14 protein-coding genes are annotated in these 15217 nt (G+C 43.9%); 12 read left to right on the plus strand and 2 right to left on the minus strand.

From position 1 onward, the window contains the following. Positions 1 to 14 precede the first annotated feature (14 nt). Complete coding sequence (locus AC58QG_RS23800; protein ID WP_497364599.1) at positions 15 to 1292, minus strand: CapA family protein; 1278 nt, start codon at positions 1290 to 1292, stop codon at positions 15 to 17. Between the two features lie 226 nt (positions 1293 to 1518). Here AC58QG_RS23800 and AC58QG_RS23805 point away from each other — a divergent pair, with 226 nt between their 5' ends. Beyond that, on the plus strand, positions 1519 to 3456 hold the full coding sequence (locus AC58QG_RS23805) for a stalk domain-containing protein (RefSeq protein WP_497364683.1): 1938 nt from the start codon (positions 1519 to 1521) through the stop codon (positions 3454 to 3456). An 89-nt stretch (positions 3457 to 3545) separates the two neighbouring features. On the opposite strand, the gene AC58QG_RS23810 is transcribed toward AC58QG_RS23805, so the two are convergent. Next, complete coding sequence (locus tag AC58QG_RS23810) at positions 3546 to 5468, minus strand: FAD-dependent oxidoreductase (protein WP_497364600.1); 1923 nt, start codon at positions 5466 to 5468, stop codon at positions 3546 to 3548. A 191-nt stretch (positions 5469 to 5659) separates the two neighbouring features. On the opposite strand from AC58QG_RS23810, the gene rsgA reads away from it, so the two are divergent. The 11 genes from rsgA (at position 5660) to AC58QG_RS23865 (ending at position 15215) form a co-directional block, all read left to right on the plus strand. Continuing rightward, positions 5660 to 6724, plus strand: a complete 1065-nt coding sequence (gene rsgA / locus AC58QG_RS23815) for a ribosome small subunit-dependent GTPase A (protein ID WP_497364601.1) — start codon at positions 5660 to 5662, stop codon at positions 6722 to 6724. A 90-nt stretch (positions 6725 to 6814) separates the two neighbouring features. Then, positions 6815 to 7165, plus strand: a complete 351-nt coding sequence (locus AC58QG_RS23820) for a histidine triad nucleotide-binding protein (protein WP_497364602.1) — start codon at positions 6815 to 6817, stop codon at positions 7163 to 7165. 115 nt (positions 7166 to 7280) lie between these two features. Then, complete coding sequence (gene rpsU, locus AC58QG_RS23825) at positions 7281 to 7454, plus strand: 30S ribosomal protein S21 (protein WP_028558020.1); 174 nt, start codon at positions 7281 to 7283, stop codon at positions 7452 to 7454. An 8-nt stretch (positions 7455 to 7462) separates the two neighbouring features. Further along, positions 7463 to 7906 (plus strand): GatB/YqeY domain-containing protein, encoded by a 444-nt coding sequence (locus tag AC58QG_RS23830; protein ID WP_497341136.1) that lies wholly within the window; start codon positions 7463 to 7465, stop codon positions 7904 to 7906. Between the two features lie 159 nt (positions 7907 to 8065). After that, complete coding sequence (locus AC58QG_RS23835) at positions 8066 to 8731, plus strand: NfeD family protein (RefSeq protein WP_497364603.1); 666 nt, start codon at positions 8066 to 8068, stop codon at positions 8729 to 8731. 13 nt (positions 8732 to 8744) lie between these two features. After that, positions 8745 to 9734, plus strand: coding sequence for a flotillin-like protein FloA (gene floA / locus AC58QG_RS23840; protein ID WP_321166537.1), 990 nt, complete (start codon positions 8745 to 8747; stop codon positions 9732 to 9734). A gap of 20 nt (positions 9735 to 9754) precedes the next feature. Then, entirely contained in the window at positions 9755 to 10219 is a 465-nt protein-coding gene (locus AC58QG_RS23845) for a YqfB family membrane protein (RefSeq protein ID WP_497364604.1), read from the plus strand. 243 nt (positions 10220 to 10462) lie between these two features. Then, entirely contained in the window at positions 10463 to 10741 is a 279-nt protein-coding gene (gene yqfC, locus AC58QG_RS23850; protein ID WP_497364605.1) for a sporulation protein YqfC, read from the plus strand. Positions 10742 to 10780: 39 nt separating this feature from the next. Further along, complete coding sequence (gene yqfD / locus AC58QG_RS23855; RefSeq protein ID WP_497364606.1) at positions 10781 to 11974, plus strand: sporulation protein YqfD; 1194 nt, start codon at positions 10781 to 10783, stop codon at positions 11972 to 11974. A gap of 6 nt (positions 11975 to 11980) precedes the next feature. Next, positions 11981 to 12946: a PhoH family protein gene (locus AC58QG_RS23860; protein WP_497364607.1), complete on the plus strand. Its 966-nt coding sequence runs from the start codon at positions 11981 to 11983 to the stop codon at positions 12944 to 12946. Positions 12947 to 12986: 40 nt separating this feature from the next. Beyond that, positions 12987 to 15215 (plus strand): HD family phosphohydrolase, encoded by a 2229-nt coding sequence (locus AC58QG_RS23865; protein ID WP_497364608.1) that lies wholly within the window; start codon positions 12987 to 12989, stop codon positions 15213 to 15215. Positions 15216 to 15217 lie beyond the last annotated feature (2 nt).

Below are 15217 nucleotides of genomic sequence, written 5' to 3' on the forward strand. Positions count from 1 at the left end.
AATTCAACTCTCAATCACCGACTGGCGATCCCCACATTTGGCCGAATATTCTGGCCTTCGAGCTCCACCCCGTACGAAATAGATTGCAAATAAGCCAATTGCTTATCTATATATGGTGTGCCTTTGGAGACGATTTGATTTTTTTCGATGTAAAAAGGTTGGAAAGACATTTGAATTTGATCCTCCGCTAGTTTCAAATGAAGTAAACCAGTATCTGCCTTGGGACCTGTTACGTAGTCAGGGAACAGAAAATTACCGATCGAATAGGCAATGGGTTTGCCTTTGTAATATTCAAAACCTTGCAAGACATGCACATGGCTGCCGATGATGGCATCTGCGCCAGCATCGATCATTTGTTTCGCAAACTCTCGCTGCCAAGGTTCAGGGCGATTATTCATCTCTACTCCCCAGTGAAGGTAGACGAGGACATAGTCCGCATCCACACGCTCACGTGCAATCGCATCAAGCACGGGCTTGCGATCATAGGCCTGCGCAATGCCAGGCTTGTTCGGCCCTGCGAACCAATCTCCGGTTGGGATAAAGCGAGAGAATGCGAGGAACTTCACTTTTTTTCCTTTCAGGGTAACACGCTTCGCTTGGTAAGCCTCTTGTACATTTAGGCCTCCTCCTACATAGAGTAAACCAGCCTTATCTAAATGGGACAGTGTATCAAGAAACCCTTTCTGCAAGAAATCCATAGAATGATTGTTTGCAACGGATACCATGTCGAAACCAGCATCTTTAAGACCTTTTAGTGACTCTGGATTCGATTTGAAATTGTAAATCTGATTGGTATCCTTCTCCTCCTCAAGCGTAACGGCTGTTTCAAGATTGACGAAAGAGAAATCAGCCTGTTGGATATCAGATTGAATATGAAGGAATGGATAATCAGGTCCGTTTCGGCTGATCGCATCCTTGACAGACCAATCGAACATGGCGTCGCCAGCATAGAGAATATGTAATGGTTCTTGCAATTCTTGTTTGGAAGGTGAAGGTTGTACATATACGACACTTGGAGAAACGACATCGTCTTTATTTTCTACCGTAAGGTTGGATTCTGGCTTAATCTTTTGATCTAAATCTGTCATTGATGGTGTTGAGACGATTGCTGTTGCTGTTGGCAGGTTTCCTGACTCTTGCGGAGTGGAGGATGGTTGCGTGGATTGAGATGAACTCGAATCTAAAGCGAGATTCACTTTCTCCATGGATAAGGGGTGGAGAGCAGTCTCACAACCGACAATTAGCAAACTTAGACAAGCCGCAAGAAGAAGACTCGCTCCATAAATTTTCATGAGAAACAATCCCTTTCGCAAACCATTTTCTATATTTTAACAATTATGGCTTGCAGAAAGCATCGAACTGTCGTGGTGAAATTCATGAAATTTCGCTTGAAACTGTCTATAATACAGGATATTTTGTAGTTTTTTTGAATATTGTGCTACTTTTTGAGACTCATTACGTATCTAGGTACATGCGATTATTTAAAACGGCATGAAAGGGAGTCTGTTTTTCTTGAAGATGAATAAACGAATTGGGATACTATCGCTCGCTGTAGGTATACTTACTGCGGGTATTGCGCAATCACCTGCACCCGTACGTGCGGATGTTGTCTGGGATCATTGGAAACAAGCGGAGTCACTTGCCGCATCAGGAAATTCAGATGCAGCTGTTCCTCATTGGAAATATCTGACGGATTACTATGCTGGTACAGGGGATTGGGAGAATGCTGCGTTATTTAGTGGGAAATTAGATGCGTATTTTGACGCTATCGGTGATTATGACCAAGCGATTCATTATTATGAGCAGGAAAATCAGTTCTGGGTGAATGCGGGAAAGGATTGGGGAGCTGTGAAATTGCAGCGTGCTGATCAAATCCGGACCACTGTTGAATTGTATCGGAAAGAAAATAGCGAGGGTATTGTACAGCAGCTATCGAAACCTAACGGCTCACAACTAGCTAAGTTTGAACCTGCTTATGGAACATATTTAGGGATTTATTCAGAGCAAGATCCGAAAGTCGGTAATATTTTCACGAAAATGCAATCCGTATATGGTAAAAAGCATGCGATTTATTTGGCATATGCACATTGGGGACAGGGCTTTCCTTCATCCTACGCGAAGCGAGCCAAAGATGCTGGTGGTGCCTTGCAAATTGCTTGGGAACCGGACAATGGACTAGATCCTGTAGCGGATGGCACTTATTTGCGAAATTGGGCTAAGGAAGCGAAAGCTGCTGGGATTCCAATCTTTTTACGTTTTGCCGGTGAGATGAATGGTGCTTGGGTAAAGTGGCACGGAAATCCTGCGCAGTATATTGCGAAGTTTAGAATGCTCCATGATGTATTTGCTGCTGAAGCACCGAACGTGGCTATGGTATGGAGTCCTGGGGATGTGCCTGCGAATGATATCGATCCTTACTATCCAGGAGATGCCTATGTAGATTGGGTTGGTGTAAGTTTGTATATTGAGCCTTATGAAAATGGGGATCCCTCACTTCCTTCTATGCTTGCAACAAGTAACGTAGAAAGACTGACGAGATTGTACAACACCTATGCTGATCGTAAGCCGTTGATGCTTAGTGAGACAGGAGTTCCTCACTACTCACATTCTGCAAGCGAAGATTACACGGAGTGGGCTAAGCTTAATCTACAGCGGTTGTATGAAATTATGCCTTACAAATATCCAAGATTGAAAGCTATCACTTATTTTAATGTGGATCAGCAAATGAGTAACGCTAAGAACGATTATTCACTTTCGACTTCATCAGATATTCAGAGCTATTACAGCCAATTGATTGCAAATCCGTATCTTCTCTCGGAAGTAAAGGATGCTGCTAAACCTGCAGATCATGTTGGTTATGTGCCGATTGATGCTAAACACCAAGCTTTTACGAAGCAAACAAGGATTATTCCTTTTATTAAAATACCTGAAGTTTACATCGGTAAGGTGGAGTACCTATTGAATGGGCGGGTGATTGCTTCCCAAACGAGTTTGCCTTATGGGTTAGATCTAAAAGCTGGTGAGGTGCCAGAAGGCTCGGTATTACAGCTTCGTATCCTGAATAAATCAGGACAACAGGTTGCGTTGCGAACGTTTGGGATTTCATCACAGGTTTCAGTAAATATCAACGGGACTGTACAAGTATTTGAGCAAGCCCCTGCGATTGTAAATGGATCGACATTTACACCGCTCCGTGCTATTTTCGAAGCGATGGGAGCCAAAGTTGATTATGATGCGGCTACAAGATCCGTCACGGCAACCAAAGGGAGCACAACCGTTAAGCTGACACTTGACCAAAGAACAGTCTACGTGAATGGTAAGCCGATTGAGTTGGAAGAGCCAGCCAGACTAGTGAATGGCTATACACTTGCGCCTGCTAGATTCGTGGGAGAGACGTTTGGTGGTACTGTCAATTGGGACGGGGTAACTAGAACCGTATCCATAACAACCAAGTAATGGTAAATGAAAAAGCTGCTTCAATTTCTGACGACAAGTCAGAGATTAAGCAGCTTTTATTTGTTTACGTCAGGCAACCAATTTCAAAGTTAGGCGTTCTGTAAAGCTTGTTCTACCTCTTGCACGATAGATAGTGCCGCGCTGCGCGCACTCGAGAAGGCACGTTCAGCAAGTTCGCCTTTGCCTGTGCAGCCGTCTCCGCAGAAATAAAACGGAATGTTCTCGACGCGAGTTGGTAAAAGTCGGTTCGAAGCGATATTTTTCACACTGGAAACCATAGCCTTCTTCGATACACGTTTTACTGCCGTGACATCGCGCCAGCCTGGATAATGTCGATCGAATAGAGCTTCCATCTGCGAGGTTTTATTCTCCAAATAGGCTTTTCGCTCTTCATCGCTTTCGAAGTTATCGCTTAAGTATGCGATGCCTTGGAGTAGTTGCCCGCCTTCTGGTACTAGCGTGTGGTCTGTCGCAGATACATCACTAATGAATAGCTTGTTATCCATATCACTGATGTAACTGAATGGTCTAGCGACTACGCGGCTTAACCCAATGTCGTAAACCATAACCTCAGTTGCTGTGTTGGACTCATACGGAGCAAGGAAAGGCTCCCATGCCGTACCTTTGAGCAGTTTCACAACTTGTTGAACCGGCATTGCGAAGATCACTTTATCAAATGCCATTTCACGTGTTTTCGTTTTTAAAACGAATTTACGATCCTCATAACGAAGTCCATCAACACCTTCTTGAAGGGCGATTTCCCACTTACCTGATGTAGTCAGTTTTTGTTTCAGTTGATTCGTAATAACAGCCCAGCTGCCCAAGACATAGTTAACAGGCTTACTAGAGAGGAACAAGTTATGATAGTACTCACTAATGACAGCGCCGGATACATTTCGAGCGTCCTCAGGTGTAATGAAGAAGTTGGAGCAAACGAGATGTTCCCAAAGTTCCTTCACATCTTCATCAGCGTTAGACTCTGCAAGGTAATCAGCTAAGGTAGCGTAGTTCTTTATATTGTGAATATTAGCAATAATAGCGGCAATTTCCCCAACAAATTTTACTTTTTGAATCGTGCTTAGCAGATCTGTTTTGAGGAGGTTGATGGCATCCAGCGGCGCGGTTGTAAGTTGATTATGCTTCGCATATACGACTTTACGCTTATCTACTTGCTTGGAAGAGAACGAAAGGCCAAGCTCACGTTCCATCGTAGTCAACGTATGGCGATCGATCCCATAGATCGCATGTGCACCGTAATTGAGTGTGAAACCAGCTTTCTCATACGTAAAAGCTCGACCTCCGAGCTGAGGACTACGCTCAAACAGAATGCCCTCTACGTGTGGATTTTCAGATAAATATGCGGCCGCTGTTAGTCCAGCAAGACCTCCGCCGATAATGGCTACTTTCATTAGCTTTTCCTCCTTGGGGACTGGTTCTACCTGCAACGATGCGTAAGGTTCTTCGGATCGAAGGCCTACCCAAAGCCAGGCTAAGTTATTTTTCATCATGGAGAGTAAGTCGGCATCCTCTTGTGTACACCAGGTACGGATCGTTCCGGCATACATACATACGAGCAGTTCAATCTTTTTGGGCTCCGGGAGCCAATGCATCAAGCTTTCTTTCAAAACATTCAATTGCTGGTGCTCTTCCGATTTTACCGTATCATTTTGTAAGGAAAGGGCCTGTAAACTGCGAATAAGTCTCGGTGAGAGTTGGATATTCGACGCTAAGTCTAAAAAGAGGCGATTAATATGTCCCTCAAGTGATTGTACCTTCGAAGGAGGTTGTTTCACCCAGTCCTGAATCAGTTGAATTTGTTTGCTATATAGCGCTGAAATAATGGCATCCTTACTTTTGAAATAATGATAAAAAGTTCCTTTGGATGTGCTGGTAGCTGCGATAATATCATCAACAGAGACATTCTCGTAGCCTTTCTCCATGAACATGGTTAAGGCGACTTCCATCATTACATCACGCTTTTTGCGGGTCGAGGCTCTCATGAATTGACTCATCCGCTCACTCCATTCAAACGATCAGTTTACACCTATTATATGCAAAAATAGACTTGCAGTCTACAATTGAATTGACCGGTGCCAAATTCGGGCTGTCGGATTAAACAATCTAAATGATTCTTTCCCGTGTGGGGCACATAAGTTAGGTATATACTTCATGTTAGAACACCTTGAGAGGATGAACTTTTGACTTGAATAAAACAGATTTAGGATGGCATGTATTTTTTGAAAAAGCATTTGAACCGTATCTTAACGAAGAAGGATTTGTCGCAGGTCGCGTCTCCTTAGAACATAAGCATATGTACCGCGTTCAGACGGAAGTTGGCGAAGTGCTGGCTGAAGTGTCAGGCAAAATGCGTCACCAAGCGCTACGTCGCGAGGATTACCCTGCCGTAGGGGATTGGGTTGTAATTTCGCTGCGAGAAGGAGAGCAGCGTGCAGTGATTCATGCGGTGCTTCCTCGTCGAAGTAAGTTTTCCCGTAAAGTGGCCGGGCAAGTCACCGAAGAACAAATCGTTGCAACGAATGTGGATACAGTATTTTTGGTAAACGCTTTGAACCAGGATTTTAATGTCCGCCGGATTGAGCGCTACTTGGTTTTGGCATGGGAGAGCGGAGCTAATCCTGTCATCGTATTAAGCAAGTCCGATCTTTGCGACAATCCGGATGAACTCGCGGCTGAAGTTGCGGCTGTTGCTATAGGTGTACCCATTCATATCATTAGCTCAGCCGAGAATCGTGGTTTAGATGAACTTGCTGGCTATATGACTCGCGGTCAAACTGTTGCGCTCTTAGGTTCTTCAGGTGTAGGGAAATCAACGTTGGTCAACCGTATTTATGGCAGAGATATTCTGAACACAGGTGATATTCGATCTGGGGATGACAAAGGAAAGCATACTACGACCCATCGTGAGCTTATTCTGCTGCCCGATGGCGGCATTTTAATTGATACGCCAGGGATGAGAGAGCTTCAGCTCTGGAGCGCCTCTGAGGGGCTAAGTACGTCATTTCAGGATATCGAGGAATTCTCCGAGCAATGCTTCTTCCAAGATTGTAAGCACGAGAATGAACCGAAATGTGCGGTGAAAGCCGCTTTGGATTCCGGAGCCTTATCCGCGGAGCGATTCCAGAATTATGTGAAATTACAGAAAGAATTAGCGTACTTGGCTCGTAAAGAGGATAAAGGTCTTCAAGCTGCTGAGAAAGCAAAATGGAAGAAGATCCATCAATCGCTCAAAAGCCAACCTCATCGCTAAAAGCGATATTATTTGGATTGGATTTTTTGAAGGCTTTCCGATAAACTTATAACTAAGTAGGATAACAATGTCGGGAGGACGAATGGATCAATGAGTGATTGTGTTTTTTGTAAAATCATTGCAGGGGAGCTTCCCTCGAAGAAAGTCTATGAAGATGATCAGATTCTAGCTTTTCATGATATTCAACCTGCTGCGCCAATTCATGTCCTTATTATTCCGAAAAAGCACTTTGCCTCACTTGCTGTTGGACAGTCGGAAGACTGGGCTGTTGTAGGGCAAATGCAGCGTGTTGCTGCGCAAATTGCTAGAGAGCTAGAGGTAGAAGAATCCGGTTATCGTGTAATAACGAACATTGGAGCAAATGCAGGGCAAATCGTTCACCATTTGCATTATCATCTGATGGCTGGTGCTAGATTGGCACCCCTTGGTGTTCATAACTAATCTTTCCTAGCAGGAAAGATTAGTTTAGCGATTGACACCCTAATTACTATCACCTATAATGAGATTTGATGAACCGTTTTGTCTTAGATGGTCTGTTCGGAGGGAGGGAAAACTGTTGTCAGAAACTCGAGTTCGTAAGAACGAAACTATAGATGCTGCACTTCGTCGCTTTAAGCGTTCCATCGCTAAGGATGGCGTTCTTGCAGAAGTTAAGAAACGTAAGCATTATGACAAGCCTAGCGTTAAGCGTAAGCTTAAATCAGAGGCTGCTCGTAAAAGAAAGTTCTAGGAGGCAACATGAGCTTAAGCGATAGATTGAACGAAGATATGAAACAAGCGATGAAGAGTCAGGACAAGTTTAAGCTCTCTGTAATTCGAATGGTACGTTCTACGATTAAGAATTCTGAGATTGATCTGAAAAGACCCTTAGACGACAATGAAGTGCTTGATGTTCTAACTCGTGAGATCAAACAGCGTAAGGATTCCCTCCAAGAATTTACTAAGGCAGGTCGTGATGATCTAGCCGACAACCTGAAGGCAGAACTTGTTATTCTAGCTGAGTACATGCCGCAACAGCTTTCTGAGGAAGAAGTGAAAGCCATTGTACAGCAGACCATCCAGCAAATTGGTGCTTCTTCCAAAGCGGATATGGGCAAAGTGATGACGGCATTAATGCCTCAGGTTAAAGGACGCGCTGATGGTAAACTTATCAATCAGTTAGTTCAACAATTATTAGGTTAATACCAAATATGTTTTGTGAAGACTGAGTGGATCATTCCGCTTGGTCTTTTTTCCATTTCAGGATGTTTCTCAATTATTCTAATGAAATTCCGAAACAGTTCATAAATTAAAACGTACATATCTAATGAGTAGGAAGTTTAGGGGAAGGAGTGAACGACGATGTTTCTTGATAACTTATCCGCGTTTCTGACCCACCCTGTAACAGCAACCGTTTTATTAATGGTTGGCATTATTGGAATCGCGCTTGAACTGCTTTTTTTCAGTAGTGGCTTATTGGCCTTAGCTGGTGTTGCTGGCTTTGGTTTATATTTTCTAGGCTTCTATTTAGCAGGCTTTGCAAGTTTTGGTGATTTAACCGTCTTGGGACTTGGCTTGGTGCTTTTGATTCTAGAATTAGTTGTTCCAAGCTTCGGCATTCTCAGTGTGCTAGGAGCGATCTGCCTATTTGGGGGCGTGATGATGGCCTCCTCTGATCCGAAGGAAGCTGCTTATATGCTAATCATCGCTTTACTCGTGGCGATTGTGGCTGTTATTGCTGCAATCAGGACATTTAAGCATCGCGGTGTTTGGAATCGTTTTATTCTGAAGGAGCAATTAACGACTAGTAAGGGTTTTACATCAAATCCGGATCGATCCTATTTAATTGGTCTGACGGGTGAAGCTTTAACGCCGCTGCGGCCAGCTGGTACGGCAATGATTCAGGGTGAACGCGTGGATGTCGTAACGAACGGGAATTTTATTTCTGTAAGCCAAACTATTGTCGTTGTAGAAGTAGAAGGGGTTCGTGTTGTAGTAAAAGAAGTGGATAACCAACATAACATTTAGGAGGAAACATACAATGACGATTGAACCAGGCTTATACTTGGTGCTGCTTGCAGCCATCATTATTATCGTGTTATCGATTTTACTAAGTGTTGTTCCAGTTATGCTATGGATATCTGCACTGGCTTCCGGAGTAAGAATTAGCATTATTACTCTGATTGCAATGAGACTCCGTCGGGTTACACCTAGTCGCATTGTGAATCCGATGATTAAGGCAACGAAAGCTGGTATTGATCTTAGTGTCAATCAATTGGAAAGTCACTATCTAGCAGGCGGTAATGTTGACCGGGTTGTGAACGCATTAATTGCTGCACATCGTGCAAAAATTCATTTGGAGTTCGAACGCGCGGCGGCTATTGATTTGGCGGGGCGTGATGTGTTGCTAGCCGTTCAAATGAGTGTAAATCCACGTGTGATCGAAACGCCTAATGTTTCAGCTGTAGCTAAGAACGGTATTGAGGTAAAGGTTATCGCGAGGGTAACGGTTCGTGCGAACATAGATCGACTCGTAGGTGGAGCGGGTGAAGAAACGATTATTGCCCGCGTTGGAGAAGGGATCGTAACAACCGTAGGTTCGAGCGAATCTCATAAGGATGTTTTAGAAAATCCGGATATGATTTCACGGACAGTTCTAGGTAAAGGCTTGGATGCGGGGACAGCATTTGAAATTCTGTCTATTGATATTGCGGATGTCGATGTAGGTAAAAATATTGGCGCTCATTTACAAACGGAACAAGCCGAAGCGGATAAACGAATTGCCCAAGCGAAAGCGGAAGAACGCCGCGCGATGGCTGTCGCAGCTGAACAGGAGATGAAGGCGCGAGTCGTCGAGATGCGGGCTAAAGTTGTTGAATCCGAGTCGCAGGTGCCGCTTGCCATGGCTGAGGCACTTCGAAATGGTCAATTAGGTGTCATGGATTATATGAATCTCAAAAATATTGAATCCGATACGCAAATGCGCTCCTCCTTAGGTAAAATAAATGACGGTAAAACTGAGAAGGAATAAGGTTACGAGGTGGTGATCGGATGGAAGCGCTAATCGTATTCTTATTTAAGCATTGGTATTTGGTCATAATTGCTTTAACCTTCTTCTATCAATTACAAAGCAGGCGCAAACGAGCTGAGCGTGGGACACCGAAACAAGGCATGCCGACCTTTGGCAATGGTCCAGGCGACGCTAGAAGGCCACTAGAAGCGAAGAAAGTGCAGGCTGGACATGTTGCTCCAATGAGTCGTCCGGAACGCACGAGAGACGAATTTAATCAGTCTGGACTTGGTAAATCGACAGTGATGACTCCTAAGCAGAAAACATCACCATTCACTCCACAAACTGCGAAAAGTGGAATAACGGCAAGCTCACCTATTTATTCTGATGAAATTTCTACTACGAGTCCGTTTCCGGATCAACCCAGTCGAGAGCAAGTGCTACAAGGAGTTGTGTGGGCTGAGATACTAGGTCCGCCGCGTGCCAAAAAGCCATATCGCAGATGATCATTCTAAACAACGCCCTTTTGCAAAAGCGAAAGGGTTTTTTGTGTTCAGTTTTATAAATATCAGCATGGAAATGTTTCTCTCGATAAGTCGGCTATTTTCCTGGATAAACCCATCCGTCCAAGAAGGACGGTGAAGTCGTTTATTCTGCATAAAAGCGGATTCTGCCGCATAATTTGGTAGAAAGTCTATGCACGTTTTCTGCGTTCTTGATCTTCTAGTTAGAGGGGGTACTGCCCAGCTATGCGTCGCTTGACCCGCAAATGGAACCAGTTCACGGCCAAGATCCTTGATCTTCCCCAAGACGTTGTACAGGATTTGCCGCGAATCACGATGATCGGCAACGTACAGCTATATGTAGAGAATCACCGGGGCGTACTGCATTTTTCTAGTGAAATTTTGAAGCTGGAGTTAACGAAAGGAACGCTGGAGGTATGCGGCCAGCAGTTGGTTATTAGAGCGATTCTTTCTGAAGAAGTGTTCATCGAAGGCATCATCGATCACGTGAAATATATGCCTTAAATGTAGTTGGTAGTGTGAATGAGAACTGGAGGCTGAGTCATGAAACAATCCCTATTCATTGCCCGTTTGCGTGGCTATGTTCGCATACAAATTAGAGGCAAGGACTGCGAAAGGTTGATACATCCCATGGTGGAGGGTGGCTTCTCCATTTGGGATATTCAAGCTGGCAAAGATGGGAAGCTGGAGCTGTATATCCTCATCAAGGATTTCTTTCGACTTCGGCCGCTCTTGAAACGGACAGGCTGCAGAATGCACGTACTAGAGCGATTTGGGCTGCCGTTCTTTATGGATAAAATTAGTAGAAGAAAAGTATTATTTGGTGGAATCGCTGCTTTCATCATCAGTCTCTATGTGCTGACCTCTCTGGTGTGGCAAGTGACGGTGGATGGGAATGACCGCATTGCGGCTTCGGAAATTTTGCAAGCGGCATCCAAACAAGGGATTCATAAATTCCAGTGGAAATTTAAGTTGGACAAGACAGAGGACCTTTCTCGCGCTATACAGCAACAATTGCCGAGTGCAGCGTGGGTTGGCGTAGAAATCAGAGGTACGCACATCACGATAAAGGTCGTTGAAGCGACCATACCAGATCCGAAGCCTTTAAACAGTCCACGAAATATTATTGCTGCCAAAAGTGCGCTGGTTACTGAGATTCAGTCCAAAAAAGGAAGACCGCTGGTTAAACCGAATACTTATGTACGTAAAGGTACTGTTCTAATCTCGGGTACGATTGGCGATGAGCAAAATAGTCAAAACGTTGTCGCGGATGGTAAAATAAGAGGAGTGGTCTGGTATACCTCCCGAATCGAAGCGCCACTTACGAAACAGTATAAAGTCTACACAGGTGAAACGGTACATCGAAGCTATCTCGTATTTGGGACAAGGGCTCTTCAGCTTACAGGTTATGGCAAGACGAACTTCGAACATTTCGAAACCATTCCTGATCGTAAAACACTTGCTTGGCGGTCATTTTCACTCCCGCTTGGATGGCTTCATGAGAAAGTGATGGAGGTACATCTGGTAGAAGAGCCGATGGAAGCGGCAAGTGCCAAAAAGGTTGGCATTGAGCAGGCTAGAGCCAAATTATTAGCTGTAGCAGGCGAGGATGCGAGGATCGTCGGAGAAAAAATTTTGCATGAAAAAACAGAGAATGGTAAAATTTATATAGACGTTCATTTTGAGGTCGAAGAGAATATAGCTGAAGAACAACCAATTGTGACACAAGGAGAATGAGGCCTGTTGATAGAAAATGCGCAATCTGTAAAAATTACATTGAAAAATCCGGCTGAGGGACTAGCTTTATTTGGGCCGCAGGATAAATTCTTGCACGTCATTGAACGGGAAATTGATGCTCAAATCTTTACGCGCGAAGCCGAAATAACGATACAAGGCAGGGCTGCGGAAGTGAACTCACTTCAGCAGCTCTTTGAAGTTCTTTTGCAGCTTATCCGCAATAATTACACAGTAACAGAACGAGATGTGTTATATGCCGTTGAGTTAGCGAAACAAATGAAGGCAGAGCAATTATTGGATTTGTTCAAAGGTGAAATTACATCCACACATAAAGGGAAGCCGATTCGTGTCAAAACCATTGGGCAGAAGAAATATGTGGACACGATCAAGAAAAAGGATATTGTGTTTGGGATTGGACCAGCAGGGACAGGTAAGACTTATTTGGCTGTTGTTCTTGCCGTGACGCGATTGAAAGAAGGGGCTGTAAAACGCATTGTTCTTACACGTCCAGCCGTAGAAGCAGGGGAAAGTCTTGGGTTTCTTCCAGGGGACTTGCAGGAAAAAGTTGACCCTTATTTACGCCCATTGTATGATGCTCTTAATGATGTCCTAGGACCTGAGCAAGTAGCGAAGTCACTAGAGCGCGGACTCATCGAAATCGCCCCATTAGCCTATATGAGAGGGCGTACGTTGGACGATTCATTTATCATTTTGGATGAGGCGCAGAACACGACACCAGAGCAAATGAAAATGTTTCTAACGAGGCTTGGTTTCGGTTCCAAAATGGTCATTACAGGCGATGTGACACAGATTGATTTACCGCGAGGCAAGTCCTCAGGTTTGGTTGAAGCGTCTCGCATTCTAAGTGGAATTGAAGAACTGGGCTTTATTCATTTTGATGAGGGTGACGTAGTTCGTCATTCACTCGTTCAGAAGATCATTGTGGCCTATAACGCTGAAATGAATAAGTAACGATGCTAGGTTGGCTAGATAGAGAGGAATGACCTCCGTAATGAAAAATGAAGTACAAATGAAAGGCAAATTTCATTACCGGCTGAGCGGATGGAAATACAATACAGGATTAAGAATACTTTTGTTTCTCATATTGGGATTGATATTCTACTCCACCCTGTATGCTAAGCTTGTTCCACAAGTTTTTGATATTACACTGGGTATGAAGAGCGAGAAGACGATCTATGCACCAGAGCAGATTGAGAACGCTGTCGCGACGGAGCAAGCCAAGGAAGATGCTGCGAAGCGCGTTCAGCCTGTTTATCGGATCGTTAACCTCAAAAATGAAGTCATCAGTGATGCAATTTTTGATAAATTATCTCAGATCAATGCAGATGAAGAAGTGAAGTTCGATGATAAGGTTAGTATTTACCGTCGTGTCATTCCACAGCTTATTAGTGACTTGACGAATGATGCCATCAAAACACTGCGGAATAGTGGGCAATATAACGATTTATTACTGGAACAAATTCAACTTGGTCTTTCGGATCAGAAATATCCGCTTCCTGAGGAAGTTTATTTTAAGCTGCCTAGGCTGACTAAGGAAGACCTTGCGGACATGCGTCCTGTAACCAAAGAGATCGTGACTAAACTCATGAATGATCAGATTCTCGATGCACAAACCGCGCGAGCTAAGGTGGCCGAGGTAGTCAACACGTCTACTTTAGCGAAAAACACATCTCGTGAGATGGTGACTGAAATTGCAAGAGCCTTAATAACTCCGAATAAATTTTTTGACCAAAAAGGTACAGATGATGCAAAAGGGCAAGCTAGAGGCAATATGAAGACCGTTTATATTAATAAGAATGATGTTCTGGTTAAAGCTGGAGATGTCATTACAGAAGAGATATACACACGGTTGGAAAAGCTTAAACTACTAAAGGATAAAGCCAATCATTTGCCACAGTTTGGTCTCGGCATACTATGTGCGCTCTTATCGTTTGTCATCTTTGTGTTTGTCAGACAGAGTAACTTACAGGTCAAATACAATAATTCGCAACTGGTCATGCTCGTTTTGATATTTTTGATGAATATTGCTGGCATGAAAATCATTTCACTGCTTCAGAATTTTGATTATCCATTTATTGGTTATCTGGCCCCGACAGCGCTTGGGAGTATATTGATCGCCATCTTGCTGGATGCACCACTAGCCTTTATTTCATCGGTGTTATTCTCTATTATTGCCAGCATTATATTTAATACAGAGCACGATTCGTTATTCGATTTTCGGTTTGGCTTAGTCAGTTTAGTGATTTGTTTTAGCGGTGTATTTACAATTCAACGCGCAAGTCAACGTGCTACTATTTTGAAAGCAGGCCTTATGATCGCCTTTTTCTCCATGTTGACCATAACGGCGATGCTATTGATGGAAGATCACTTTCAACAAAGAGAAGCACTGATGTCTTTGTCATTCGCTGCAGCAGGCGGACTTGTAACGGTCGTTTTCGTTATTGGACTGCTTCCGTTTTTTGAAGCGTCTTTCGGAATCCTGTCACCTCTTAAGCTGGTCGAACTGTCAAACCCGAATCATCCCTTGCTGCGCAAGCTGCTTACGGAAACGCCAGGTACGTATCATCACAGTGTGATGGTAGGCAATCTATCCGAAGCGGCGGCAGAATCCATTGGTGCAGATGGGCTGTTGTGCCGGGTAGGTTCGTACTACCATGATATTGGTAAAACCAAGCGACCAAGCTACTTTATTGAAAATCAAACGAATATTGAGAATCCGCATGATCGCATTGATCCGAATTTAAGCAAATCCATTATTATTGCGCATCCGCGCGACGGTGTTGATATGTTGAAGGATTATAAAATGCCGAAACCGATTCGCGATATCGCTGAGCAGCATCATGGAACGACGCTACTGCACTTTTTCTATCATAAAGCGAAGAAGCAAGCTGAAGAAGAGAATAGTGAGAAAGGGATACGTGAAGAAGATTTTCGTTATCCAGGTCCTAAAGCGCAATCGAAGGAAGCGGCTATTGTGGGGATTGCAGACAGTGTAGAAGCGGCAGTACGCTCTTTGCGTAACCCTACGCTCGAACAAATCGATTCCATGGTAACCAAAATTATCAAATCACGGTTGGATGATGGTCAGTTCAATGAATGCGACCTCACGTTGAAAGAACTGGATAAGATAGCTAAAACATTGAATGAAACCTTGTTAGGTATCTTTCATTCTCGCATTGAGTATCCAAGTGAAATAACGGCTAAGAAGCCAGGAGCATAAGA

Source organism: Paenibacillus sp. J22P169 (genome assembly GCF_059691995.1).